At 54.2% G+C, this 24,797-nt stretch carries 24 protein-coding genes; 11 read left to right on the top strand and 13 right to left on the bottom strand.

Annotation, left to right across the window (positions count from 1 at the left end; all coding sequences use genetic code 11):
• Positions 1 to 489 (bottom strand): Lrp/AsnC family transcriptional regulator, encoded by a 489-nt coding sequence (locus tag CQ011_RS14330; RefSeq protein ID WP_105678393.1) that lies wholly within the window; start codon positions 487 to 489, stop codon positions 1 to 3.
• A gap of 232 nt (positions 490 to 721) precedes the next feature.
• On the opposite strand from CQ011_RS14330, the gene CQ011_RS14325 reads away from it, so the two are divergent.
• Positions 722 to 925 carry a helix-turn-helix transcriptional regulator gene (locus CQ011_RS14325; RefSeq protein WP_105678392.1) on the top strand — a complete coding sequence of 68 codons (204 nt, stop codon included), beginning with the start codon at positions 722 to 724 and terminating at the stop codon, positions 923 to 925.
• Positions 926 to 987: 62 nt separating this feature from the next.
• Here the strand turns inward: CQ011_RS14325 and CQ011_RS14320 are convergent, their stop codons facing one another.
• Positions 988 to 1,776, bottom strand: coding sequence for a MerR family transcriptional regulator (locus CQ011_RS14320; protein ID WP_105678391.1), 789 nt, complete (start codon positions 1,774 to 1,776; stop codon positions 988 to 990).
• A 146-nt stretch (positions 1,777 to 1,922) separates the two neighbouring features.
• Between CQ011_RS14320 and CQ011_RS14315 the strand changes: the two genes are divergently transcribed.
• The 3 genes from CQ011_RS14315 (at position 1,923) to CQ011_RS14305 (ending at position 4,873) form a co-directional block, all read left to right on the top strand.
• Positions 1,923 to 3,146 (top strand): MFS transporter, encoded by a 1,224-nt coding sequence (locus CQ011_RS14315; RefSeq protein WP_105678390.1) that lies wholly within the window; start codon positions 1,923 to 1,925, stop codon positions 3,144 to 3,146.
• 434 nt (positions 3,147 to 3,580) lie between these two features.
• A complete protein-coding gene (locus CQ011_RS14310) occupies positions 3,581 to 4,411 on the top strand; it encodes a hypothetical protein (protein ID WP_105678389.1) in 831 nt (276 codons plus the stop codon).
• Positions 4,412 to 4,525: 114 nt separating this feature from the next.
• On the top strand, positions 4,526 to 4,873 hold the full coding sequence (locus CQ011_RS14305; protein WP_181148133.1) for a cupin domain-containing protein: 348 nt from the start codon (positions 4,526 to 4,528) through the stop codon (positions 4,871 to 4,873).
• Positions 4,874 to 4,883: 10 nt separating this feature from the next.
• Here CQ011_RS14305 and CQ011_RS14300 read toward each other — a convergent pair whose 3' ends face one another.
• From CQ011_RS14300 to CQ011_RS14290, 3 genes are all read right to left on the bottom strand, one after another.
• Positions 4,884 to 5,636, bottom strand: a complete 753-nt coding sequence (locus CQ011_RS14300; RefSeq protein ID WP_105678387.1) for a 4'-phosphopantetheinyl transferase family protein — start codon at positions 5,634 to 5,636, stop codon at positions 4,884 to 4,886.
• Between the two features lie 79 nt (positions 5,637 to 5,715).
• Positions 5,716 to 7,437 carry a bifunctional 3-(3-hydroxy-phenyl)propionate/3-hydroxycinnamic acid hydroxylase MhpA gene (gene mhpA, locus CQ011_RS14295; protein ID WP_286161211.1) on the bottom strand — a complete coding sequence of 574 codons (1,722 nt, stop codon included), beginning with the start codon at positions 7,435 to 7,437 and terminating at the stop codon, positions 5,716 to 5,718.
• A gap of 156 nt (positions 7,438 to 7,593) precedes the next feature.
• Entirely contained in the window at positions 7,594 to 8,295 is a 702-nt protein-coding gene (locus CQ011_RS14290) for an IclR family transcriptional regulator domain-containing protein (protein WP_105678385.1), read from the bottom strand.
• A gap of 549 nt (positions 8,296 to 8,844) precedes the next feature.
• Between CQ011_RS14290 and CQ011_RS14285 the strand changes: the two genes are divergently transcribed.
• Positions 8,845 to 10,095 carry an MFS transporter gene (locus tag CQ011_RS14285; RefSeq protein WP_105678384.1) on the top strand — a complete coding sequence of 417 codons (1,251 nt, stop codon included), beginning with the start codon at positions 8,845 to 8,847 and terminating at the stop codon, positions 10,093 to 10,095.
• A 376-nt stretch (positions 10,096 to 10,471) separates the two neighbouring features.
• Here the strand turns inward: CQ011_RS14285 and dmpG are convergent, their stop codons facing one another.
• From dmpG to CQ011_RS14240, 8 genes are all read right to left on the bottom strand, one after another.
• Complete coding sequence (dmpG, locus tag CQ011_RS14280) at positions 10,472 to 11,500, bottom strand: 4-hydroxy-2-oxovalerate aldolase (protein WP_105678383.1); 1,029 nt, start codon at positions 11,498 to 11,500, stop codon at positions 10,472 to 10,474.
• A 20-nt stretch (positions 11,501 to 11,520) separates the two neighbouring features.
• On the bottom strand, positions 11,521 to 12,456 hold the full coding sequence (locus CQ011_RS14275) for an acetaldehyde dehydrogenase (acetylating) (protein WP_105678382.1): 936 nt from the start codon (positions 12,454 to 12,456) through the stop codon (positions 11,521 to 11,523).
• A gap of 56 nt (positions 12,457 to 12,512) precedes the next feature.
• Positions 12,513 to 13,355: a 2-keto-4-pentenoate hydratase gene (locus CQ011_RS14270; RefSeq protein ID WP_105678381.1), complete on the bottom strand. Its 843-nt coding sequence runs from the start codon at positions 13,353 to 13,355 to the stop codon at positions 12,513 to 12,515.
• Positions 13,355 to 14,293 (bottom strand): 3-carboxyethylcatechol 2,3-dioxygenase, encoded by a 939-nt coding sequence (locus CQ011_RS14265; protein ID WP_105678380.1) that lies wholly within the window; start codon positions 14,291 to 14,293, stop codon positions 13,355 to 13,357. Before CQ011_RS14265 ends, CQ011_RS14270 begins: the two co-directional genes overlap by 1 nt.
• A gap of 225 nt (positions 14,294 to 14,518) precedes the next feature.
• Positions 14,519 to 15,373 (bottom strand): alpha/beta fold hydrolase, encoded by an 855-nt coding sequence (locus CQ011_RS14260; protein ID WP_105678379.1) that lies wholly within the window; start codon positions 15,371 to 15,373, stop codon positions 14,519 to 14,521.
• A 132-nt stretch (positions 15,374 to 15,505) separates the two neighbouring features.
• A complete protein-coding gene (locus CQ011_RS14255; RefSeq protein ID WP_105678378.1) occupies positions 15,506 to 15,955 on the bottom strand; it encodes a PaaI family thioesterase in 450 nt (149 codons plus the stop codon).
• Positions 15,956 to 16,151: 196 nt separating this feature from the next.
• Positions 16,152 to 17,516, bottom strand: coding sequence for an MFS transporter (locus tag CQ011_RS14245; protein WP_105678376.1), 1,365 nt, complete (start codon positions 17,514 to 17,516; stop codon positions 16,152 to 16,154).
• Positions 17,517 to 17,723: 207 nt separating this feature from the next.
• The gene (locus CQ011_RS14240; protein WP_105678375.1) at positions 17,724 to 18,506 is read right to left on the bottom strand and encodes an SDR family NAD(P)-dependent oxidoreductase; all 783 of its coding nucleotides are present in this window, start codon (positions 18,504 to 18,506) and stop codon (positions 17,724 to 17,726) included.
• A gap of 244 nt (positions 18,507 to 18,750) precedes the next feature.
• Here CQ011_RS14240 and CQ011_RS14235 point away from each other — a divergent pair, with 244 nt between their 5' ends.
• The 6 genes from CQ011_RS14235 (at position 18,751) to CQ011_RS14210 (ending at position 24,794) form a co-directional block, all read left to right on the top strand.
• On the top strand, positions 18,751 to 20,109 hold the full coding sequence (locus tag CQ011_RS14235) for an aromatic ring-hydroxylating oxygenase subunit alpha (protein ID WP_105678374.1): 1,359 nt from the start codon (positions 18,751 to 18,753) through the stop codon (positions 20,107 to 20,109).
• A complete protein-coding gene (locus CQ011_RS14230; RefSeq protein WP_105678373.1) occupies positions 20,106 to 20,453 on the top strand; it encodes a non-heme iron oxygenase ferredoxin subunit in 348 nt (115 codons plus the stop codon). Before CQ011_RS14235 ends, CQ011_RS14230 begins: the two co-directional genes overlap by 4 nt.
• 36 nt (positions 20,454 to 20,489) lie before the next feature.
• Positions 20,490 to 21,704 carry an NAD(P)/FAD-dependent oxidoreductase gene (locus CQ011_RS14225; protein WP_105678372.1) on the top strand — a complete coding sequence of 405 codons (1,215 nt, stop codon included), beginning with the start codon at positions 20,490 to 20,492 and terminating at the stop codon, positions 21,702 to 21,704.
• Between the two features lie 29 nt (positions 21,705 to 21,733).
• Complete coding sequence (locus CQ011_RS14220) at positions 21,734 to 22,294, top strand: aromatic-ring-hydroxylating dioxygenase subunit beta (RefSeq protein ID WP_105678371.1); 561 nt, start codon at positions 21,734 to 21,736, stop codon at positions 22,292 to 22,294.
• Between the two features lie 71 nt (positions 22,295 to 22,365).
• Positions 22,366 to 23,223, top strand: a complete 858-nt coding sequence (gene hcaB, locus CQ011_RS14215; RefSeq protein ID WP_105678370.1) for a 3-(cis-5,6-dihydroxycyclohexa-1,3-dien-1-yl)propanoate dehydrogenase — start codon at positions 22,366 to 22,368, stop codon at positions 23,221 to 23,223.
• Entirely contained in the window at positions 23,220 to 24,794 is a 1,575-nt protein-coding gene (locus CQ011_RS14210; protein ID WP_105678369.1) for an acyl-CoA synthetase, read from the top strand. Before hcaB ends, CQ011_RS14210 begins: the two co-directional genes overlap by 4 nt.
• Positions 24,795 to 24,797 lie beyond the last annotated feature (3 nt).

Below are 24,797 nucleotides of genomic sequence, written 5' to 3'. Positions count from 1 at the left end.
CTAGTTCTTGGTTCCACTGAGCTTCGACAGCAAGGCAGTGGTGCGGTAGGGGATAACATCACGCAGAATCATTGAGGTTGAAGTGCGGGTGATCCCAGGGCATAAACGGATTTCTTCAGAGACTCGGTACAGATCATCTGGATCGGTAGCCGAAACGCGAATCAGCAGATCGGTTTCCCCCGCAGGAGCAACGCATTCTAAAACTTCTGGGATGCGACGCAACGCCTCGATGGCCTCATTCAAGCTCGACTGGTTCAACTCAGCGCTCACAAACGCGCTGACTCCCCGGCCCATAGAGCTTGGCAGGATGCGGGCGGTGTTTGGGCGCAAAGCACCGGAATGCGCCAGACGTTCAAGCCGCGTCTGTACTGTTCCGCGTGCCAAGCCCAGCTGCTGAGCGAGCATCATGATCGGTACACGTGGATCGTTATCTAAAGCCAACAAAATTCGGCGGTCGGTCTCATCGAGCTGATACGTTTCCGAATTCATGTGGAGATTCTCCTGTGCTGCCATGTTGGGTGGTCCGCGGCCTACGTGCCTTCATAGGATTTTAGTCAAAATGACCAGCAATGCCCAACTGTGTTGCACGGTCTGACCGGTTTTGTTGCGTCTAACCCATTATGTGCCATGGCTTGGCTTGCGTCGAATCATAATGCATTACTTATGAACAACTTGTCCGATTTCATACCAAATCGTCCCAAATCGCAGTAACCTTTCAGATATGAGGTTTTTGAGATTAGAGGACGTTGCCGAGGAATTGAACGTAAAACTTCCCCAGGTTCGTGCGCTGGTGAAAAGTGGTGAGCTTCCTGCTATTCAAATTGGTGGCCGTGGCATGTGGCGGGTGGAGCGGGTAGAACTGGAGAACTATATTCAGCATCGCTATGCCCAAGCGCGCGAAGAAGTCAGCGGTGATATTGATTGATCGCTGCCCGATAGACGAGAGCGAATCCGTCCAAGGTGCACTGACTTCGCCGGGCTTCCTGTTCAAGAGCTAAGATTTGTCGCCACGAAATGCTCTAGGGACGCCTTTACAAAAGCTGCCTGCCCCGCATAATTCTTCGCGAAGCGGTCATCGGCCACATACATTTGAGCCAAGCCGAGCACATATTGTTCCAGTTGCTGCCTATCGCCGCCACGCCCAGGCGTGCCCGGAACAGAGTTGAGCCAACGAACGTGCTCGTGGGCGAGTTGCTGCGCTTGAACGCTGGTCGGGTCGATACCAGAGCGCCCGGCGTCGGCCCATCGACGGTTGAGCTCCTTAACTTGTTCCATGGCCGCGGTGCGTTCGCTCTTGCTTTGGTCGCGCCACCACCGATCCGATTGGACGTAGCTATCTTCGCCCCAGCGTGAGATTACTTCTTCCTTGTATTTCTCATTAAAGCCCTCGAAGGCTTGGTCTACGCTCATTTTTTCTCCCGAATTTAGTGTCTCAATGGTGTGCTGTAGCGCCTCGATTTGCTTGTCCAGAGCCACCCGTTGGTTTCGCAGCTCGACGATATGCGATTGAAGGGCCGCGGACTCGTCCTGGTGCTCGTCCAAGATTCCGCCAATGGTTTCCAGCTTCAGCCCGAGCTGACGAAGTAACAAAATGCGCTGCAACCGTACTAGCTCAGGTTGGCCGTAATAGCGGTATCCAGTGGGCTCGGTCCAGCTTGGATGGAGCAAACCAATCTGATCGTAGTGGCGAAGGGTCCGACTGCTCACTCCCGCGGCCCTAGCGACCTCGCTGATCGAATAGGCATCCGCAGAATTGTTGGACAGGAAATCGTTCATGCACCCCACGCTAGAGGTTGACGCCGCGTCAAGGTCAAGTGGAAAAGATGAATCGGCCGACAAATTTGGCCAGGGAATCGCTAACTTGTGTAGTTTTAGACTGAATGCCGATTTCGGCACCGACTGCACCCGCACCAGGAGCGGACTTGTCACCGACTATTACCCAACGACGTTGGGCACTGTACACGCTGTTTTTCCTACCCGGGCTGAGCATGGCCTCGTGGGTGACGCGCACCCCGGCCATTAGGGACCTGCTGGAAGCCACCCCGGCGAAGATGGGCCTCGTACTCTTCGGCATATCGGTCGGTTCCATGCTCGGCATCATCTTTTCCGGAAAACTTGTTGCACGTTTTGCCGCGCGCCCGGTGATCCGTGCCGGCTCTGCAGCGGTTATTGCCTCGATGCCGCTCATTGGGATTAGCGCCCACTTCCAACTTGAATGGTGTGTGGCCGCTGGGCTGTTTCTCTTCGGTGCCGGTATGGGAAGCGCAGAAGTTGGAATGAATGTAGAAGGCGCCGAGATTGAACGGCTCACTAGGAAATCCTTCTTGGCGAGTCTTCACGGATTCTTTTCCCTTGGTACGGTCATTGGCGCCAGTGCAGGAATCATTTTTACTTCAATCGCTTTTCCAGTGCTTTGGCATTTGGTACTCAGTGGGCTTCTATCGCTAGCCCTATTTCTCTACGTCATTCGATACCTTCCCCAAGGCACAGGGAAAATTGATAGGTCACGCTCCGAAGAAACCGTATCGCCGAGCGCAGCCAAACTCTGGACGGACCCACGCTTGCTGTTGATCGGGTTTATCGTTTTGGCGATGGCGCTCGCCGAAGGGTCGGCCAACGACTGGCTGCCGCTGGTGATGGTTGACGGGCACGGTTTTGATCCAGCTGCGGGGTCATTGATTTTCACCGGATTCGCGTTGGCGATGACTGTTGGGCGATTCTGCGGCGGCTGGTTTATTGGGCAGTTTGGCGCAAGTAAAACTTTTGCCGTCAGTGCTTTTCTTGGAGCACTTGGGCTTTCGGGTGTCATTTTCCTTAACAACCCAGTCCTTGCCGGCGCCTGCGTCATGCTCTGGGGACTTGGTACTTCGTTGGCTTTTCCTTTGGCAATCTCCGCGGCTGGAGCCTCCGGGACAGATCCTGCGGGGCGAGTTGCGGTGGCCGCCACCATCGGATATATCGCTTTCTTAGTCGGCCCACCGCTTCTGGGCTTTATTGGGAATGAATTTGGGTTGCGACAGGCGCTGGTCCTTCCTCTTGGATTTGTCATTGTGGCGATGTTCTTCTCATCGGCGGTGGGCGAAAGAAAAATCAATCTCGAACGGGTCCCTGATGAGCAGGAACTCGACAGTGATCCACGACACTAATTTCAGCGTACATTGCAAAATGTAGGCTTTAGGCGCTAGTGCGCTGAATGGATTGTGCATATTGTCCAATGTTCACTCTGCCTGTTGCGCACACTGACGGGTTCAGTGTTTACTGAACTCAGTTGAAGTCATCGGGCTACCGCCTCGTATGACTTGCGCCGATCACCGGAAAGAGCATCATGTCTTGACGGTTGGTTTTAGACACGGGACAAAGATACCGTTCTTGGGCATCGAAGGGTCAGACCAAGGGATCCGTAAGCGTTCGCTCCAGCTCTGGAGAAGCGCTTACGGATCCCTTTGACTTTAATCGCGGAGGAAATCTTGAAGCATTAGATACCGCTTCTTCTTCGATGATCAGTGAAACGGCCTCGGAGGTCCTAGGAACGATAGCTCGGCTCTGACAGAATGAGCGCGTGGGAGCACACACGTTAAGTATGAGAAGCAGCCGTCAATTCTGGAGCCCGTGGTGGGCACAGATCATTGCAGGGCTATTCATTGTCATGCTCGCAGTTGGTCCGTGGCTGTGGCTTTGGCTGGGACAACGAGAACAAGCAATGCTGCCGACGTCGAAGAACGACGCGGCGGGGTTGATCATCATCTTCGCAATCATCGCCTTGCTTGGCGGTTGGTTTACGCGAGTGATGGGCCGGCGAAGTACGAGCTTCGCAATCCTGACAGATATTGGTGTGCTTCTAGCGCTGGTTGGGCTCGTTTTTCAGTGGATCTGGGGCGATGCACCGGAAATTTTCCAAGGGAAAGTCAGCGATCCACTCCAAGCTCAACTCTGGGCCCTCGGCGTAGTATTCGTAATCAGCCAAGTGCTATATTTCTTGATCGCCAAATTGCGACTAAGTATCGTGGCGCTACTGGTAGCCGCACTCGTTTTTAATGTGGGCCAATGGCTGCAGATGGTGGCGACCTATACTCCCTTAGAACCGGAAATCTACTCCTCCTTGATCTATGGTGGAGCATTGATACTCGGGTTGGTATTGGGATTCCTCGGATTCCTGCAGATTTGGCATTTGGTGGTTTGGGTTATTGCACTAGCTATCCAGTGGGTCATGCCAGCGGTAATCTCCGCGGTTGTTACGCTACTGGAAAATCCGGTGGGTTCCGTGGGCGGTTCATTGGCCAAGTTTGGTGAGCTGAGTCAAGATGCCATCGGGCAAACAGATTGGCTCATACCGTCCTTGGTGACCCTTGCAGTAGCCATGCTGGTAAGCGTTACTCTGCTGATTGTCCGTAAGGCCAAACGACGCACGTAGTAGTTCGGTGAAGCGCAAAGGCCAAAGAGCGTCCAAGAGCCGCAATCTCTGAGATACTCAGATGAAACCGGAGTCTGGAAGTCCGGCATTACCTGATGTAAAGGAATGTTCGTGGTGGACAATAACGATACTAAGGACGCAAGCAATCTGCTGGCGCAGGAACTTGGCGATTTGGAGCAGGCAAATCCGATAAAGCCCGGAGGGTATTCTGCCAAACGTCTCAGTGCAGGCTCGGGAGCTACCCTGGTGCAGATTGCCTTTGACGCAGATGTTGAGCTCGCCGACCATAAAGCAGGCACCCCAATCATTGTGCAAGTACTTGATGGGGAAGTGGACTTCAGCGTGGGCGATGAAACCCACCACCTCAGCTACGGCGGGATTATTCGTCTTGAAGCCGGAGTAGTTCATGCCGTCTATGCGGAGAAGCCAGCCCGAATTCTCATTACCTTCATCAACATCTAAGAATGATTCGTCAACTCAGTGCTGCGTTGAAAATCTGAGTACTGAGTTCTTGAACCGATAATGGCTTTGAAGCGGCAAGAGTCGCTACATGAGTGGATGTCACCGGGAGTCTGCGAAGGCTGTATCCGGCCAAATGCCTCGGGGTGGCCCACTTATTGAGACGGGCGGCTCTTGTCACCGAAGTCGAGAGGACCCGAACGGTGGAAGGCTCGCGTCTTAAGCCTGCGCCATCCGCCTTGAGAAGCGCTTCTTTGGCGGTCCAGGCCAAAAGCCTTATGTAGTCTGGGTTCTTGTCCCGGTGCACCAGTTTGAGTTCATCAGACGTGAGTGCGAGCTGGTCAAAGCCGGGAAAGACCCCCGCCGGACTCAGCGTGGTTCCGCGTTCAATATCAATGCCAAGACGCAAGCCTTTAGGAGCCACCGCAGCAATGACTAGTTCTCTAGTTCTAGAGGACGAGATCGCATGCTGCGGCGTTGTTGGTTTGCCATGGTCGCTGGAATTGCAGGAGATGCAATGCCGCGAAATTTCTACGTTCGAGGCCTGATCAAGCTCTCCGTGCGTGAGGTAGGAGAGCAATAACCGTAACAGTGCTCGAGAACCGATAAACGCTTCGCGATCCTCCCCATGGACAAAGTCTTCGGCCCGGCTGGCTTCGGTACCGAGGATTTTCTCCGGGCCGCCAAATTTTTGGGTCGCCAACTGTACTTGTTCAGGCGAGGCTACCGCGTAGTAAATCTGTGAGTCGAAGTGGGCGTGGGGCATGCTGTACAGACTACGTCGTAGAGTTCCAGGAACTAAAAACGGTGTCTGCTAAGACTTAGCAGACACCATTTTGTACTCACTAACGTTGCGCGTCCAGGGCGGTTAGCTCGGGTTCAGTTGTTGCTGTCGCACGGTTAAAGCTCATTGAATTGAGCACCGCATCAATGGTGCGCGGCCCATCTTGGTGCAGGCTCGCGCCGGCAACAAATCGGTCAGGGCGTAACAGAATCATTGGGGTTGGACGGTCGTCAAACCACTTCTTTAGCCGTCCGGTCACATCAGAAACTACTAGTGTCTGCGGACTCATATCGCGCTTGGCCCACTTGTATTGGGTTTCTGGAACCACCGCAACGAGCTTTGCGCCAAGCGCTTCCAAATCATTGATAGTTTTGGCGGGAAGGACGTCTAGCGGATCGTTGCCCCAGACGATGAGTGTCCACCAGTTACCGATGACGTCATCGAGTTTGCTGACACCCAGCTCATCGGTACGTACATCGGGCTGAATGAACTGCACGCCTACCGGAGAGACCCGGGAATTCGCCGTGGTCACTGGGATGAGCTTGCTACTCAAAACTCCGTTGGCGGTGCCGGACTGACCAGTAGTGGGATCCGCTAATACGCCCACGGTGTAACGAGGCATTGGTTTGAATCGCATATCTGCAAAGTAGCTCTTAACCGAGGGAAAAAGATTGAGTACGCTGGCCGCGGTATCTCGCAGAATCACTCCGGCTGGATTGGTCATCTTAATGACGTTGCCCATGGTCAATGAAAGATCCACCATTGCCTTAGCGTGTTGTTTACGCTCGGAGGTATAGGTGTCCAGCAGTTCATCCCCGGCTTGTCCTGAGAGGATCGCGGTGAGCTTCCATCCGAGGTTTGTTGCATCGCGCATGCCTGAATTCCATCCCTGGCCCATCCATACAGGCATTAGATGTGCGGCGTCGCCTGCGATAAGTTGGCGTCCCTTGCGGAAGTTCCCTGCCACGCGGGCGTGGTGAGTAAATACGCGGCGACGAATGTATTCGAGGTTTGTCGGGTCAGGAACGTGATCTGCCAGCATGCGGTTCACGAACTCTGGATCGGTGGCCATTTCTTCGGTTTCACCATCGAGCAGCATGAATTCCCAACGGCGTACGGCGTGGGGTAGCCCGATGGACACATACGGGCGTACGGGATCGGCGCCGAGGAACACATTCGGGGTGCCCAGTGGGTCGTTGTTGACATCCACTACTAGCCAGCGGGTGGAAGGGGATTCTCCTTCGAAACTGACGTTCAAACGTTTGCGGGTAGGGGACTTGCCGCCTTCGCAACCCACGATGTATTTTGCCTCGAAGGTGCGCTCGGTTTCTTCGCCGTTTTTGTCACTGACCTTGACCCGTGTGGTCACGGAATCGGCAGTTTCGGTGACGTCGAGTACTTCGTGGCCAAAAAGTACCTGAACATTATCGAAGCGTGCAAGGCCATCGTAGAGTACCCGGTCAACCTCGGGCTGGATGAAACCGTGCTTGCGTTCCCATCCGAATTCATCGGTTTGTGGATTATTGATCAAGATGGTTTTGCCGCGTCCATTGACTAGACGCATGATGTGCTGCGGCGTCGTGTGCGGGCGGACCTCGTCTACAAGCCCGACTGTCTGAATGGTTCGTAATGACTCATCGTCGAGTCCCACGCCGCGTGGGTAATCGATGAGGGTGTCGCGAGCTTCAAGGACGGTGACCGTGCGGCCATACATCCCTAAGATGTTGGCAAGCATTAGGCCTGTTGGCCCTGCGCCGACGATAAGGACTTCGCTGGTAGTCATTGAAGACATCTAACCCTCACTTATTTGTGTAAATAACGCACATATGTGTATTACATGTGCACCTAACCTGTGGTTCATCACACCATGAGATGTGTCGTGGATCAAAGTGAGCGTTCTGCATGCCGGAACGTTTTGCACAAAGGAACGTTGGACAAGCTAAGTATTCAAGTCATCGAGCAGACGCGAAGCGACTAATTTCAGCGGCTCAATGCAGTCGATTGCGGATTGCTCATGGAGGGTGATGACGTTCAGGCACGCGGTGGACCTCGATCCGGCTGCGGGAAGCGGGATTGCCAGGCCATACATATTTGGTTCCACCTCTCCAAAGGTCTGCGCGAAACCTCGTTCCCTCACCGCACGCACCTGTTCGGTATCTTGGGCAGATGCTGGCTCTGCTGCCAAAAGTGCTAATCCCGCCGCTCCACTGGTGACCGGATGCTGCGAGCCTTCAGAGAACGCAACATGGTAGGTGCCCGCGCGCGGGGAGACCACCGCTAGCGACACCGCACTATTGCCTTCGCGTACTAGCAACGCAACCGTCACGCCGAGGGAGTCCGCGGCACTACGTAGATGAGATGTTGCGACATTGCGTAAATGTTGGTGTCCGGCAGCGGCCAAGGATAGTAAACCGGCTGCCCCACGGTATCTGCTGTCTTCTCCGCGGTGTAATAATTCAGCGTCGCAGAGCGTATTCAAAATTCGGTAGGCAACAGTGCGGTGAACCTTTGAATGTTGCGCGACCTCCGTCGCGGTCAATCCGTCATGCGCTTCGACCACCTGACGCAAAATTGTCAGGCCACGGGCAAGGGTCTGGGACCCCGTAGTTCGGGAGGAGTTAGGAGTAACGCTCTCATTCATATGTAGATAGTGCCATAAGGCGTGCGTTATTTGCTTAGACGTGTTCCGCGTAGCGAAACTTAATAGCTATCATCATTGCCGCCTTGTCCCGATACCAAGAGGCCGAGTTAAGACTTCTGTGATTCGACAGCTTGGGCTTCAGCATGGAGACAGGCTCAGCGGTAGTGGCATGTAGAGCGTCTATAAGCTGAATACGCACCATTACATATCTAACTTTTCTTCGCGGGTCTGGGACCTGCTGGCACAAAAGCCGCAATCGACTCTGATGCGCAGCACTACAGCTCTTTCAGGGCCCTGCTAAGTTGGAAAAATCCATTCCATCCTACTTGTTGGGGAGCACCACCTCCGTTCGTTTTCACCCTGATGACGCGGTGGAAGAATTTGAGCATGTAATCTTCACTGGGGATCAGTGTCCGTTCTTTCGGTGGAGAAGTACATGGAGCTGGTGTTGCGTACAGTGGGACGAATTATGGAGTTGAAGTGCTTCATCATCGAAGATGGTTAGGATCGTTCCATTCCTGACACGCGAATCGATAAAGGAGTCCAATAGTGGCTGACAGTTCTCGATGGTGGCCGCCCGTTGCTATCGCAATGACTCTTGTGGGATGGGGTGCCAATCAATTCGCTTCGATGCTGATCTTCTACCGTGAGGATTATGGTTTTTCACAGCTAGAAGTAACCTCCATGCTGGGGATTTATGTGGCCGGATTGATCCCAGCGCTTTTACTTGGTGGCAGAATTTCAGACCGGATGGGGCGCAAAAGCACCACGGTGGTTGCCTTACTGGTAACTATTGCGGCTAGTGCTGCCATGATGTTTGGTGCGCTTTGGGCCTTACCCATCTATCTAGGTCGTTTACTAGCGGGTGTGGCCACCGGAGCGGCGATGGCCGCGGGAACGAGTTGGATCAAAGAACTATCGCCTTCCAGTTCAAATCCCACGGTTTCGAATGGCTCTGGGGCGCGTAGAGCTTCATTGTTTACCGCCGCAGGTTTTTGTTTGGGACCCGTAGCCAGCGGAATGCTTGCGAACTTTGCTCCGTTCCCGGCAACTTTGCCCTACCTGGTACATATCGTGCTTTGCCTGCCTGTGTTGCTGTTTTTGCTCCGTGTTCCTGGAACCAAACCTGAAGCGCTGGCTGGAAATAGCACGGAGGCACGGATACAGCAGTATGCCTATGAGGGAGCTCAGCGACGTTTTCGCAGAGTTATCGTCCCTAGTGCTCCGTGGGTTTTCGGAGCCGGCACTATCGGGTTCGCGGTAGTTCCTAACCTGTTTGCCAACCTCGGCGAGCAAGCGCTCATCTATTCAACGGTTGCCGTCGCGCTGACTTTGGGTAGCGGAGTTGCGGTCCAACCAATTGCTCGGCGACTTGATTCAACACGTTCGGCCCGCGCCATCCTGGTTGCGCTGGGATTGAGCGTTGCCGGATTGTTGTTGGCTTTGATCTGTGGCTTATTCCAGACACCATGGCTTGCGCTACTGGCTTGTTGCTGGCTGGGAGGAGGGTACGGCCTAATGATGGTTGCTGGACTACTCGAAACACAACGGTTGAGTACTCCGCAGCGCCTTGGATCCGCGACCGGCAAATTTTATATGTTGGCCTATGCGGGATTCTTAGCGCCTACTTTACTTGCGTATCTTGGCCAATGGTTCGGACTGATGGAGATGCTGATTACTGTCACCGTTCTGGCATTGCTTTGTTTGGTCGTGATTGCCTTGAATTCTAAGCGGCATCTTTCACCGCTCACTGGACATCCAACGGAAGTAGCACAAACCGGTATGGCGAATAAGCAGTAGAACCGTCTGAACTGCTTTTACCAGTGGCGTACGAACTCTCCTCGCTGAGAAGATGCTTAGACGCCTAGAACACCAAATTCTAAGGCTCATGGCAGGCGGCTACGGATACAAGTGCACACAAACAATCACGTTCGCGGGGCAACGCCGTTACTGCGCAGTGGAAACATAGGGCTCTTCTGCTGTCGCAAATACTTATAATTTGCGTGGAAAAACTGAGCTGAGCTGATATTTGGGCATCAGTAATGCGTGCTGATCCTTAGCCCAGTGCTTACCTATGCGACCCAAGGCAGCCAGAATCGAGCAATGGATGAGGGACAACGCATGAATGCCAGGGGATCAGATGATCACCCCGGCATTCAAAGAACTGTTGAAATACTTACTTAGCTGCTGCCAGCTGCACCGCCACATCGACAATCATGTCTTCCTGACCGCCTACATAGCCGGCCTTGCCGACCTCTTCGAGAATCTTGTAGGCAGGAACTCCATAACGTTCGGCGGCACGCTCAGCGTGGATCAAGAACGAGGAGTACACGCCGGCGTAACCCTGCATGATTGAGGCACGGTCCATCACGGGCATGCGGGTGATAAATGGCTTCACGATATCTTCGGCCGCACCCATCAGACCCTGGATGTCCACGCCGGTTTTGATATCAAGACGATCAAATGCTGCAGCAAGAACCTCGGTAGGGGAGTTACCTGCTCCGGCGCCCAAAGCCATCAGGGTGCCATCGATCTGCTTGGCTCCGGCACGTACGGCGAACACCGAGTTCGCGACACCAAAGCTCATGTTCTGGTGACCGTGGAAGCCCACCTGAGCATCATTTCCAAGCTCGGAAACCAATGCCGAGACACGGTCCGAAACGTCATCGAGGATCAGCGCGCCGGCTGAGTCAACGACGTAGACGCACTGGCAGCCGGCATCAGCCATGATGCGTGCCTGCTTAGCCAATTCTTCAGGGGATACACGGTGGCTGAGCATTAGGAAGCCCACAGTTTCCATACCCAACTTACGGGCGTGCTGGAAGTGCTGGATCGAGACGTCTGCTTCGGTGCAGTGTGTGGCAATACGAGCTACCGATGCGCCAACTTCGTGAGCCTGATTCAGATCATGGATGGTGCCCAAACCTGGGAGCATCAGCACAGCAATTTTTGCCTGCTTGGCTTCATCTACCGCGGCCTTGATCAGGTCCAGTTCCGGGGTCAGCGAGAAGCCGTAGTTGAACGATGAGCCGCCCAAGCCGTCGCCGTGGGTGACCTCGATGACCTCAACACGTGAGTCATCCAGTGCGCGTACTACCGAGCGCACATGTTCTTCGGTGAATTTGTGGCTCATCGCGTGGGAACCATCGCGCAAGGTGGTGTCTGTCAGGCGAATATCAAAGGTGGTGTCCATAGGTGCAGTCATGATGTGCGTGTCCCTAATTCTTAGTTCACCGACGCGGCGGTGCGTGCAGCGTCGATCTTGTCAGAGAGCAGATCCGCGGTGCGGGTAGCTGCGGCGGTGATGATATCCAGGTTGCCTGCGTATTCTGGCAGGTAGTCGGCGGCACCGGCGACCTGGACCCAGATGCCAACGCGGCCAAAGCCACCCCAGTCTTCGCGAGCTTCCTCAAACTGTGGCTCCATGCGAAGTTCATAACCAGGGACGTAGTCACGGATATCGGCGGCGGCCTTGTCGATGGCTGCACGGATCTTATCCTGAGTTTCGCCAGCAACGGCTGCCTCGGCAGGAATCATCGCGTAGATAGTATTGCGCATCATCATTGGTGGTTCGACAGGGTTGATGATGATAATTGCCTTGCCACGCTTGACTCCACCAACTACTTCCAATGCCTTCGCGGTGGTCTCGGTGAACTCGTCTACGTTGGCACGGGTGCCTGGGCCGGCAGACTTCGAAGCGATTGAGGCAACGATTTCTGCATACTCAACAGGAACCACCGAGGAAACTGCGGCGACGATTGGGGTAGTTGCCTGGCCGGCGCAGGTGATCATGTTGACGTTCATGGTGTCGGTCAGTGAATCCAGATTCACTACGGGTGCCAGGTACGGTCCAACGGCTGCTGGGGTGAGATCAATAGCGTGAATGCCTGCGGCCTTGTACTTCGGCGCATTGGCCTCGTGTGCTTTGGCCGAGGTGCATTCAAAAACAAAGTCAGGCAGTTCTTCCTGAGCGAGTAACCAGTCAACACCTTCTGCAGAGGTGGTGATGCCCAGACGGGCTGCGCGAGCTAGACCATCCGAGGCAGGGTCAACACCAATCATGTATTTGACCTCGACGTTGGTCGAGCGGCGCATAATTTTGAACATCAGATCAGAACCGATGTTCCCGGAACCGACAATGGCGGCTGTTTTCTTGGCCATGGGAGAGCTTCCTTAGCTACAGAGCAAAATGGGTGATGGGGTAACGCGGGGCGTTACTAAGAGAAATTGATCTTCAGCGAACCGAGCTCACCAAAATCTGCGGTAGCGGTCGAGTCCTTGACCACCGGCATAGCGCCTGTGAAGGAACCAGGCAGGATCAACTGTCCGGCTTCAAGGGCGACGCCCTGCTCACCGAGCACGTTGGCTAGCCAAGCAAGTGGGGCAACCGGATCATTCATCACGGCGCTGCCCTTGCCGGTAGCTACCTTTTCGCCATCGATAATGAGCGAGCATTCAACCTCGGCCAAGTCTTCGATGCGGACATCAAGTGGGGTGGTGCCCACCGCGATAGCACCGCAGGAAGCGTTATCTGCCACGGTGTCTACCAGCTTGATATTCCAGTCCTCGACTCGGGAGTCGATGATTTCAATTGCTGCGTAGACCTCACCGATGGCAGCCGCCGCTTGCTCACGGGTGACACCGGGACCGGTCAAGGTTTCCTTCAGGATGAAACCGAATTCTGGTTCTACCTTGGGGGAGATGAACGAATCCGCGGGAATCTGTGCGTCTTCGTGGTGGACCATGTCGGCGAAAAAGTAACCGAAGTCCGGTGAATCAACACCGAGCTGCTTCTGCATAGCCAAGGAGGTCAGGCCGACTTTGCGTCCAGCAAGAACACGACCCTTGGCCACATGATGCTGCAACTGCGCATCCTGTATTTGGTAGGCGTCTTCCACGGTCATGTTCAACACGCGGTCACGCAGTGGCGGAATTGGAACTAATGTTTCGGTGGCGACAAGCAGTTCGTCGGCCAAACGCTTGATGAGTTCGCTTCGTGGAGCTTCGTCGGAGTGGTTGCTTGCCCATTCCGCAGCGCCTGATTGTGGGGCCTGAGTCATTATTTGATCACCGCTGTCGTTACGCCGAAACCGGCTATGTATTCTTTGATTGGCTTGTAGAACTCGTAGGTGACTTCATAGTCACCGCAGGCCTTGAGTGCCGAGTAAGCTGCTACCCAAGTGCGTACCTCATGCGAGGAGTGTCCTGCTACTGCGTCCATTTCGTCCGGATTCAAGGCGTCAAACCCGGTGACGTCTCCAGACTTACAAATTTCGAGGAATGCCTGATCCCATTCGGGGTTCAATTCCATGATGTTGGCCTCTCCCTTAGCGAAGGCCAGCGCCGTATCGATGGTGCGCTGTTGACGGGCAGCCCGTGCTTCAGGTGTTGGCTTACGACCGTTGGTGAGGAAAGCACGCTGTTCTTCGGTGGCCGTCGCAATCTGCGGTACCGGGGGATCGTGGGAAAGGCCACCGGAACCGATAAACAGAACTTTCTTATCGGAGTCCTTGAAGAACTCTCCGACCGCCTGACCAAACTTGCGTACTCGTGCCACCTTAGAGAAAGGGCGAGCAACGGAGTTGATGAAGATCGGGATCATTGGCTTGTCGGCCAGATTCCCATACATGATTTCCATCGGCTGGACCGCACCGTGGTCAACTTCCATCTTCCGGCTAATCGCGGTATCGATGTCCTGATCAATAACGTACTGAGCCAGCTCTTCGGCGATGGAGGTAGGGACGTTGATAGGCCCTTCCCACGAGTCGTAGTCGCCGGTGCCCAAGGCTTCATAGCCAATGCAGAATGGTGGCATGAGGTCGTAGAAGAAACCGTTGTAGTGATCTGGGCCAAAATTAATGATCAGGTCTGGATCGAAATCCTTGACAAAGGCGCGAGCCTTTTCGAAGGCTGCCTCAACTGCTGCTTTGACCTCTGCTGGCGGATTGGTGTGTTCCAACAGCGGGCTGTGGGACATACATAACAATGCCTGGGGCATGATGTTCTCCTTGACTTAGAGGCAGACTGAAACGAATCACTTATTGCTTGTTATCCATTTCACTCGCTTAGTAACTGCGGTGCTAGTTTGCGTTCCATCAGTCGGAACAATACGCAATTCTTTCGCGGTGAATTATGGAATTCGAGGATCTATCTGTGCAGATGACAACGGCGGTGGTTGAAAAAGCACTGAGCTTTTCAACCACCGCCGTGTTGTCATTCGTGTTTAGGCGTGGCGCTTCAAGTACGAAGAAACTACCTGATTAAATTCTTCGGCACGCTCAACCTGTGACCAGTGGCCACACTGGCTGAAGATGTGGGCATCCGCGTTAGGGATCAGATTTAGTAGTTCCCAAGTACGCGACACTGGGATCACTACGTCCTGCACACCGTGAATCAGCAAGACCGGGATGTCCAGCTTGGCCAGCACATCAAAGTCCAAAGGAAGCTCGGTGCGGTCACGGTCACGGGCAGTGACAACCTCGGCCAAACGGTCGCTGGCGGTGTCATTCAACGCGGACTGGTAACGCAGGGAGACAAGTTCGTCAGTCACCAAGGACTTGTCGACAACGAACATTTCCAAGGTCTTCCGAATGCCTTCTTCGGTTAGCGTTGGATTTGAGTGGCCCTTCAGCGCGCCGGTGAGCTTTGCTCCACCGGTACCCATGGAAATTACACCGAGTAGGCGCTCTGGGTAGTCAATGGCGAACTGGAATGCGAGCCAGCCACCGAGCGAGTTGCCGACGATCCAGGTCTTTTCAATACCCAGCGCGTCGAGTGTGCGAACCGCGTGACGGACCCATTCCTTGATGCCGTACTGGATATTCTCAGCAGCGATGGTCTGGCCGTAACCGACAGAATCGATGGCGATGCAGCGACCGGATTCGGATAACTGAGGAAGATTGAGCCACCAGTTAGCTGCAGCTGTCACACCCGTTCCGGAACCGTGGAGGAAAAGAATCGGGGTGCCTTCGCCCATCTCATGGTAGTGAGTTAGCTCGCCGTCGGCGGTCTGCAACCATTTGTCTTCGAGACCAAAGAACTTGTCGGTGGTGTATTCCGGGATTGCTGTTTGCGTCATGGGGTACTCCTTCATTTTGGTCACGAATGTCATTCATTGCTGATCCGCAAGGCGACATGGATCCTAAACTTAACGATAGGAACTATGCGTAGCTAATGCTCCTACTCGTTCCATCAGATGGAACGCGGATCGCTATTTTCCTAGCTTGCGTTCCGTGATGACGTAGGTGAAAGTCGCATGCATCAGGGCTTTGCCATCGGCGTCTGCGACGCTAACCTCGGCGACGGCCACAGAGCCACCGCCACGAAGAATCTTTGCGGTAGCCACGACGTACTCGGTTTTGGAATTGCTCATATAGTTCTGACTCGATTGCACAGCCAGTGGAAACTGGCCCGAATCGGCGTAAGTCGACATGGCGAGGAAGGTGCCGGCAATATCGGCCGCACCAAAGAGCGCTGCTGCCGAGTACATGCCGTTGGCCTGGGCGATGGAATCTTGCAATGGCATGCGCAGGCTAATGGTTTCGCCATCGGCAGCATGCGGTACAAGCCCCAACGTGGTCACTATGTCATCGAAGCCCAAACGTGAAAGGAACTTGCTGACTAACTGGTCTAAATCTTCAACATTGGCTGGAATCGCCATTGGTCCTCCTAAAAATGATGAAATCGGTCTTGAAAATCACTCTATGCTCCACGGACGAGAACTAGAACCTTGGGTTTCAAACGATGAAACGCCCAGCGATGTCAAGTGCTCGCACACAACATTGGAGCGCCCTGTGGCACAGCGCGCTCCAATGGCAAAACGGTCTTTGGCTACCGTGTTACGAACTACGGCTTACCTAGCGGCCTAGAACTTGATCGTCGATGGATTCGTCGGCACGCGAAGCGGTCCGCTCCGCACGTCCGCGAGTCTCCTTGGACAGCAGTACCGCAAGTCCGGCGAGCACGATCAACAAGATGAAGTACCAAGCGATATTGTTCGTTCCGCCACCGTTGTCGAGCCCGATCAGCCAGGTAGCCATCAACGGTGCGGTACCGGCGCCGACGAGTGAACCAAGCTGGAAGGTCAGCGAAACTCCGGTGTAGCGATCTTGCGTCTCGAACTTCTCGGCCAAGAAAGCACCGATCGGTCCATACATCGAAGCTTGGATGATTGGATTTCCAACCAGGAAGGCTAGCGCAATCAACCAGAAATTACCGGAGTTGAAGAGTGCAAACATGGGGAAGACCAACGCTATGGAAATGCCTGCACCGACCAACATGACAGGGCGACGTCCATAACGGTCTGAAAGCATAGCAAAGAATGGAATCGCGAAGATATGCAAGAAGGAAGAAACTGTAAGCATCATCAGCGCTTCTTGACGAGTGACAACGCCAGTCTCTGCAACGTAAGGGACCATGAAGATGGCCAACAGCGCCTGCATGAACAACGGGCCAGCGGCCGCGAGGATTCCGTAGAGCGAGGACAACGGGTATTTGGTCAGTACGCGCAGGATTGGCACACCTGTGTGCACTTCGCCCTTCGCTTGAGCTGCGACGAAGTCAGGCGATTCGGTAACGCGGTATCGCATGTACAGACCGATAACTACCAAAGCTGCCGAGAGCAAGAACGGGATGCGCCAGCCCCAAGCGAGGAACTGATCCTGTGGCAGGCCAGCGAACAAACCGAGCATCAAAGTAGCGAGTACCGAGCCGGTTGGACCGCCAGTGACGGCGATCGAAGCAGCGAGTCCTCGGTTCTTTTCTTGGACGTGTTCGGCGGCCATCAATGTGGCCCCCGCCCATTCGCCGCCGACGGCAAGTCCCTGGACTACACGCAGGAGCACAAGAATCAAAGGAGCCGCTACACCAATCGTGGCGTAGCCAGGCATCAAGCCGATGCAGACAGAAACAACGCCCATCATCATCAGCGTTATGAACAACATGTTTTTGCGACCGAAGCGGTCCCCGAAGTGACCGAAGAGGATGCCACCGATAGGACGCGTGACATAGCCGGCCAACAAGATAACAAAGGACAAGGTCATGCCCAAGGTTGGGTCCATCTCATCCGAGAAGAAGAGGTGTGGAAATACTAGACCTGCTGCGGCTCCATAAAGCAGGAAATCGTAGTATTCGACGGTGGATCCAAGGAAGCTGGACACGAGTGCCCGTTTGGTTTCCTTAGATGATTTAGGCTGTTGAGCCGAGGCGGGTGCTTGATCCATTGCGTGCTCCGAGTGTGGTGAATGGGTGAAGACGGGATGCGCGTGAGCCGATTGGCTAGCAAGACTATGGCGCTTCAAATAGTGTGAGTTGAATTACTCAGATCTTGCTAAACGTCGTTCCGTACATCGGAACGTTCTGCTGCAATACCATCAATTTCGGTTGAGGCTAAGTGTCAAAAAACTGTATGGACGAGTTATTTTTGCTTTTTAAGCCAGCCGAAGCGCGCCGTCCAGACGCACAACTTCACCGTTAAACATCGGATTAGTAGCAAGTGAGACTAATAGGTGCGAAAATTCGGTTGCTTTACCTAGCCGACTTGGATGAGGCACTGACTTGCCAACGGCATTGCGAGCATCCTCCGAAAGGACATCCATAAATGGTGTATCAAAGACGCCTGGTGCAACGCCGAAAACTCTGATCTTATCCCGCGCGAGATCACGTGCTGCTGGCAGGATCATGGAGTTGATTCCACCTTTAGCCGCTGCATAAGCGACTTGGCCTCGCTGTGCTTCAAACCCGGCAACAGAGCTGGTCAAGACGATCACACCTCGGCCAAGTGCTTCCTCAGACTCATTTTCTGCCATGGCTTGTGCTGCCAGCCGGAGCACATTGAACGAACCCACGAGATTGGTCTGAATCTGACCTAAGAACGAGTCCAACTGGTGTGGAGCTCCTCGATGGAGTGTCTTTTCAACGATTGCGCTACCCGCAGCATTGACCACTGCACGCAGACCCCGCGGGGCGGTGGCCGACTTCTCGAGGGCTGCCTGAATTGATTCTGGCGCCGTGACATCAACGGTACAAAAGTGGCCTTCAATTGATTCGGCAATTTTTTCTCCGGCTATTTTGTTGCGGCCAGCGACGGTAACTATTGCACCGGCTCGTGCGAATTCCCTCGCGGTTGCTTCGCCGAGCCCGGAGGTTCCGCCGAGAACCAGCACGCCCGCGTCCTGCCAAGTACCTAAATTTTCGATTAGTGAGTCAGTCATTTTGCTTACGGTACATAAGTGAAGCTGCGGTTAATCTACTTCGTGCCACCAGGCGGAACATCGTGATTAGCGGTGTAGAGAAGCAGAAATGAGTAAATAATCCGAGATTCGGTTCTTGACATCCTGCCCGGTCTTATGGTTTGGAACAGTGGCTGGTGTTTTGCATTACGTACGTGGATAAATGGTTACTAAGCAAGGTCGCCGGTAACTGGCGGCACCAAAACCGAGCAAGGACGGTACGCAGATGAGCACCGCTGATAATTGTTCCTCTCAACCAGAGGCAAACGCTTCAATTGGCCGCATGGATCGACCAGCAGAGCTAACCCGCAATATCGATGTCAGTAACCTAGTCGATTCTGAGGGCGGTCTGATCGATCGTTCAATCTACACCGACCATACGATCTATGGGCAGGAGCAGCGACGCGTCTTTGCTCGAAGCTGGCTATTCTTGGCGCACACCAGCCAATTCAAAAAGCCCGGAGATTTCTTCACGACGTTCATGGGCGAAGATCCCATCATTGTCACCATGGATAAGACCAAGAAGATCCGCGCTTACCTGAACTCCTGCCGTCACAGGGGCGTGCGTCTGTGCCGTGCCGACGCGGGCGCCACCAAAATGTTCACTTGCACGTACCACGGTTGGTCCTTTGACCTAGCAGGTGCGTTGAAGAGTGTCCCCAACGAGCAGGCGTATCCGGAAGACTTCGACCGGAATAAGTGGAGTCTGATTGAAGTTCCAAATGTTCAAATATATAAGGGACTCATCTTTGGCAACTGGGATCATGCCGCCGAACCTCTAGAAGAGACACTTGGCGATATGCGCTACTACATGGATGCCATGTTGGATCGAGATCCTGAGGGCACCGAGGTTATGGGTGGCGTGATGAAATGGGAATTGGAAGGTAACTGGAAGCTCGCCGCAGAGCAGTTCGCTACCGACTGGTACCACGTGAATATGTCTCATGCATCGGCACTGATGGTGCTGTCCCCGACTGGGCGTGGACCAAAGCCGGAAATTGTTGCCACCCCGGGACGTCAATTTGTCAGCGAAAACGGTCACGGTGCAGGTTTTCCGACCCACCCGAAGTCACGCTTTGATGCTAAACCAGTCCACGAATACTACGACTATGAGATGTTGCGTGAACGCCTTGGCGACGCAGCAGTCGAAGGCCCCATGACTACCGGTCATGCCACGGTCTTCCCGAACTTCTCCTACCTTCCAGTTAACGGTTCCATCCGCGTTTGGCACCCCAAGGGACCGGACAAGATCGAGGTCTGGGCGTGGGTATTGGTTGATAAGTCGATGCCTGATGACGTAAAGGACGCACAGCGTCTTTACAACCTGCGAACCTTTGGTCCTTCGGGCATCTTCGAAGCTGATGACGGAGAAAACTGGTCTGAGATTCAGGCAATTTCCCGTGGTTTTGTCACGAACCAGGTGCCGCTGAACTTCCAGATGGGTATTGGCTCGGAGAAGGAAGACGGAACGTATCCGGGAAAGACCAGCGAATTGTATTCAGATGCTGCCGGACGCTCGTTCTATAAGCACTGGTCAAAATTGATGAACACCCCTGCATGGCATGAAAAGAAGGAAGAAGCATGAGCAACTCATTGAACATCGGATCCATTGATGACATCGATGAAGGCGAAGCAAAGGTTATTCCGGGCGATGAGAACGGCACCGGTAACGACATTGCCGTCTTCCACGCAGAAGACGGTAACTTCTATGCACTCGATGACACCTGCACCCACGAGGAAGCTTCGCTAGCTGATGGCTGGATTGAAGGTACCGAAGTTGAATGTCCGGTGCACTCGGCAAAGTTCTGCCTCAAGGCAGGCACCGCGCTTTGCATGCCAGCGACCATCGCCGCGCGTACCCACAAGGTTGAGGTTACCGATGACGGCTTGGTGCTTTACCCGAATGTTGCAGCTAACGCTGACGCCTAACCGGCACGCACAAAAACTTATACGGACAGGAAAATCATGGCACTGGAATCAGTGATCATTGCAGGCGGCGGCATGGCAGGATTCACCGCGGCTCGTCAGTTGCGAGACCGTGGATACACCGGGAAGCTGACCATCGTTGACCCCGAAGGTATGCCCTATGACCGTCCGCCTCTGAGCAAGGACTACCTGCTAGCCAAACGTGATGCAACACAGATCCTGCTCAGTGCCGCAGACTGGTTCACCACGCACAATGTCCAGGTGATCACCGCCAAGGTCGTGGAACTGGACGTTGATACTCCCACGGTAACGCTCTCAGACGGTCAGCAGCTCGGTGCAGACAAGATTATTTTGGCTACCGGCGGCACCGCCCGCCGCCTACCGATCCCTGGTGGGCAACTACCGACGGTGCTCGAACTACGCACCATGAAAGACGCGGACCACCTGCGCTCCAAACTTGGTGATGGAGTTCGTATGGCGATCGTTGGGGCGGGGCTCATCGGTGCCGAGGTCGCTTCCTCCGCGTTGCAGCTCGGTGCCACCGTGACCTTGATTGATCCGGTGGACCCACCGCTGGTTCCCGCAGTCGGTGAGGTTTTGGCCCGCCGTCTTCACCAAATGCATGATCAGCAGGGCGTCAGTGTGGTCACTGGTGTACCTACCGACATCACCGTAAATGGCAACGGAGTACACACCATTTCCCTGCAGGATGGGGAGACCATCGAGGCGGACGTGGTGTTAGTCGGTATTGGCATCGTGCCAGATACTGGACTGGCCGCGACCAGCGGGCTAGATACCGATAACGGAATTCTGGTCGATGAGTCTCAGCGCACCAGCCATCGCAATGTGTACGCAATTGGTGACACCGCACGAACGCGATTAGCAGATGGAACTCTCTTGCGTCGTGCCGAACATTGGGAACACGCGATGAATACCGGCACCACGGTTGCCGCCGCACTTCTCGGCGAAGAATTGCCGGCACACGGTGCTTCCTGGTTCTGGTCTGACCGACATGGAGTCCATGTAGAAGGCGTGGGATCTATGCTCGGTGAAGGAACTCAAGTGATCCGTGAAGTCGAAGGCATCCCCGTTGCAGCCTTCCGCATCGATGAGCAGGGAATGCTTGCAGGTTGTGCGGCAATTGATGGTGGGCTGATGGTCCGTGCAGCGCGACGCATTATTGACAAGCAGAAGCCAGTGAACGCAGAACAACTGGCGGACCCCACAATCGATCTGAAAAAGCTAGCCCGTTAGGGCTACCGAGAAGGAACGAGGAAAAGTTCATGACACAGGATGCAACTAGCGATAGCAAAGAATTTGAGCTGGCAGGCCAACTTGTCGATTCCGAATTGTCTTACCGTATCGCCCAGTTTTACTTCCGCGAGGCAGAGCTGTTGGACGATGGTCGTTTTGCCGACTGGCTAGAAATCTTTGAAGAAGACCTGTTCTATTTTGCACCGCTACGCACCAACAGGTTGCGTAGACAGGCTGCTCTGTCTATTGGTCGTGAAGGTGAAGCGGCGTACTTTGACGAAACCAAGGAGTCATTGGCTTGGCGAATTCGCCGGTATGACTCGGGTATGGCGTGGGCCGAAGATCCACCTTCGCGTACTCGTCACCTGATCTCAAATGTAACAGCCCATTGGGTGAGCAAAACCGAGCTAAGCGTGCGTTGTGCGTTCTTGGTATATCGCAACCGGCTTCAGACCGAAACAGATATCTATGCAGGCGGCCGCACGGACACTATCAGGTTGCGGGAAGACGGCAGTTTTGGCGTGGCTCGCCGCGAGCTACTTTTTGACGCAAATGTACTCCAGGCAAAGAACCTAAGCACCTTCTTCTAACCACTACCCAAAAGAGTGTGTCCGTCCACGAAGCGGCGGGTGGCTCGTCACAGATATTCAGGAGAACAATCGTGAGCACAGCTAACTCAGCGACCGGAGGATGGCTCGACGGGGACGTCGCACTCATCACCGGCGGTGGTTCGGGAATCGGACGTGCGGTAGCCGAACGATTCTTGGCTGAAGGTGCCAGGGTCGCAATTATCGGGCGTAATCAGGACAAGTTGGATCAGGTTGTGGCAGAGTCTTCCCACCCGGAAAACATGCTGGCGATCGCAGCCGATGTACGTGATTCGCAGGCGTTGCATGTTGCCGTTAAGCAAACGGTTGAGCACTTTGGGAAATTGAATATCCTGGTTCCCAACGCAGGTATTTGGGACTTTAACCGCTCGGTTACACGCTTAGACGGACAGCAGCTCTCGGATTCATTTGATGAGTTGTTCTCGATAAACGTCAAGGGCTATTTGCTCACCGTGGAAGCCGCTTGGCGTGAATTGGTCAACAGCGGTGGGTCAATCGTAATGACGCTTTCGAATGCCTCGTTCCATACCGCCGGCGGTGGTCCGGTGTATACCGCAAGTAAGTTTGCGGTGCGTGGATTGGTTAATCAGTTGGCTTATGAACTTGCGCCGAAGGTACGAGTGAACGGTGTTGCCGTAGGCGGGATGAACACCGATCTTCGCGGGCCCGAATCTATCGGGCTGGCCGATCGATCGATCGCAGACTCCTTCGCCAAATCCTCGATCACCGGGAACAATCCACTGATTCCATTACACGACGCCTCGACAGACCCAGTCGATTTCACCGGCTCTTACGTGCTTCTGGCATCGAAGAAAAACTCAAGTAATATCACCGGGCAGATTATTCAGGCTGACGGTGGTATTGGAATTCGCGGTTTCGGTGACCGCGCCGCAGGAGGAGACCAACTGTGAAAGACATTAATATCAACGCAGTCAGTGGGGTGCTTCGCCAAGCAACCTTCTTTCCTACCCAAGAAGCACTTGTCTATGGTGACGAAACCTGGTCCTATGAACAGTTTGTGGCTCGGATCCGCGACTACGCGAAGGCTTTCGTAGCCAACGGGGTCAAAGAAAATGACCGTATTGCTTATCTTGGACTCAACAGCGCGAACTTTTTGTTTATCAATCTCGCCGCTTGGTGGGTCGGGGCAGTCTTCGAACCGCTGAACTTTCGTCTGGCCCCGCTAGAAGTTGAAGATTTGCTTGAGCGTTCACGGCCCAACGTGCTGTTCGTCGAACCTGATCACCAGGGAGTCGTAGAAATGATTCCCAGTATCGCGACGCTCGCGGCCAGTACCCAGATGGTGATGATTGATAACGACGTTCAGGCACCGCTGAAGGCGACAATTCCGAACTTCTTCCAGATGGCCACCGCGTATCTAGCGGCTGGGGAGAACACCGAACTTGGTGACCCAATGGAACGCTTTGATACGGATTTGGGGATCTTGATGTTCACATCGGGGACAACCGGACGGCCCAAGGGAGTACAACTAAGCCACGGTAATATCTGGTGGAACTCGATGAACGTGGATTCGCTGGTCGACACTCGACGTGGTGATAGCAACCTTGCGGTTGCTCCACTTTTCCACATTGGTGGTTTAAACGCGCTGACAATCCGGTGTATGGTTCGTGGCGGACGCACCATTGTGAGACGCAACTTCGATCCACGTAAAACTTTGCAGGACATCGAAAAGTACTCTATTAATCAGAGCTTCCTAGTACCTGCGATGCTTGCTGCCATGCAACAGACGGATGAGTTTGAAGTAGTCGATATTACGAGCATGCGCGCGTTAATCTGCGCGGGTGCACCGGTTCCGCCGGTGCTTCTCCAGCAGTACTTGGTCAAGGGCGTAGACGTGCAGCAAGCCTGGGGGCTGACCGAAACCGCTCCTTTTGCAACTTATCTACCCGCCGAGTTCACACACCAAAAGCCCGGATCGTGTGGCATTCCGATGCCATACACTGAAATTCGCATTGTAGACCCGGCCACCGGACAAGATGTTGAAAAAACCGGCGATACCGGCGAAATGTGGGTAAAGGGACCAAACGTCACTTCGGGATATTGGGAGAACCAGGAAGCCACGGATTCAGCATTCTCTGAAGGATGGTTCCGCTCTGGAGATATTGGGTACCGCGATGAAGAAGGGTATCTCTACATCGTTGATCGACTGAAAGACATGATCATCTCTGGCGGAGAAAACATCTACCCTGCCGAGGTGGAACGTGCTTTGGCCGGTTTTCCAGGCTTACGAGACATCGCGGTAGTCGGCATACCTGACGAGCAATGGGGCGAAAAAGTGGTTGCACTGATTAGCTGTAAGCCCGGAGTGGAACCCACGATTGAGGAAGTTCGTGAATATGCGACCTCCCACGTTGCGCGCTACAAACTACCTAAAGAAATAATCCTCCTCGAAGATGTACCGCGAAACGGTGCAGGTAAGCTCGATAAGCTCAAAATACGCACAATCGCAACGGGGAGGTAAACA

It is taken from the genome of Arthrobacter sp. MYb213 (assembly GCF_002979915.1).
In the GTDB taxonomy this organism is placed as follows: Bacteria; Actinomycetota; Actinomycetes; order Actinomycetales; family Micrococcaceae; genus Glutamicibacter.
This window is presented reverse-complemented; position numbering and strand designations above follow the sequence as displayed.

Coding starts and splice junctions, on each gene's coding strand:
- CQ011_RS14275 (WP_105678382.1), bottom strand. CDS start 12,456: ATGGCCAAGAAAACAGCCGCCATTGTCGGTTCCGGGAACATCGGTTCT.
- CQ011_RS14240 (WP_105678375.1), bottom strand. CDS start 18,506: ATGACTGACTCACTAATCGAAAATTTAGGTACTTGGCAGGACGCGGGC.
- CQ011_RS14245 (WP_105678376.1), bottom strand. CDS start 17,516: ATGGATCAAGCACCCGCCTCGGCTCAACAGCCTAAATCATCTAAGGAA.
- CQ011_RS14260 (WP_105678379.1), bottom strand. CDS start 15,373: ATGACGCAAACAGCAATCCCGGAATACACCACCGACAAGTTCTTTGGT.
- mhpA (WP_286161211.1), bottom strand. CDS start 7,437: ATGACTACCAGCGAAGTCCTTATCGTCGGCGCAGGGCCAACAGGCCTA.
- CQ011_RS14310 (WP_105678389.1), top strand. CDS start 3,581: ATGAGAAGCAGCCGTCAATTCTGGAGCCCGTGGTGGGCACAGATCATT.
- CQ011_RS14320 (WP_105678391.1), bottom strand. CDS start 1,776: ATGAACGATTTCCTGTCCAACAATTCTGCGGATGCCTATTCGATCAGC.
- CQ011_RS14325 (WP_105678392.1), top strand. CDS start 722: ATGAGGTTTTTGAGATTAGAGGACGTTGCCGAGGAATTGAACGTAAAA.
- CQ011_RS14300 (WP_105678387.1), bottom strand. CDS start 5,636: ATGCCCCACGCCCACTTCGACTCACAGATTTACTACGCGGTAGCCTCG.
- CQ011_RS14230 (WP_105678373.1), top strand. CDS start 20,106: ATGAGCAACTCATTGAACATCGGATCCATTGATGACATCGATGAAGGC.
- CQ011_RS14290 (WP_105678385.1), bottom strand. CDS start 8,295: ATGAATGAGAGCGTTACTCCTAACTCCTCCCGAACTACGGGGTCCCAG.
- CQ011_RS14255 (WP_105678378.1), bottom strand. CDS start 15,955: ATGGCGATTCCAGCCAATGTTGAAGATTTAGACCAGTTAGTCAGCAAG.
- CQ011_RS14220 (WP_105678371.1), top strand. CDS start 21,734: ATGACACAGGATGCAACTAGCGATAGCAAAGAATTTGAGCTGGCAGGC.
- dmpG (WP_105678383.1), bottom strand. CDS start 11,500: ATGACTGCACCTATGGACACCACCTTTGATATTCGCCTGACAGACACC.
- CQ011_RS14330 (WP_105678393.1), bottom strand. CDS start 489: ATGAATTCGGAAACGTATCAGCTCGATGAGACCGACCGCCGAATTTTG.
- CQ011_RS14235 (WP_105678374.1), top strand. CDS start 18,751: ATGAGCACCGCTGATAATTGTTCCTCTCAACCAGAGGCAAACGCTTCA.
- CQ011_RS14265 (WP_105678380.1), bottom strand. CDS start 14,293: ATGCCCCAGGCATTGTTATGTATGTCCCACAGCCCGCTGTTGGAACAC.
- CQ011_RS14225 (WP_105678372.1), top strand. CDS start 20,490: ATGGCACTGGAATCAGTGATCATTGCAGGCGGCGGCATGGCAGGATTC.
- CQ011_RS14270 (WP_105678381.1), bottom strand. CDS start 13,355: ATGACTCAGGCCCCACAATCAGGCGCTGCGGAATGGGCAAGCAACCAC.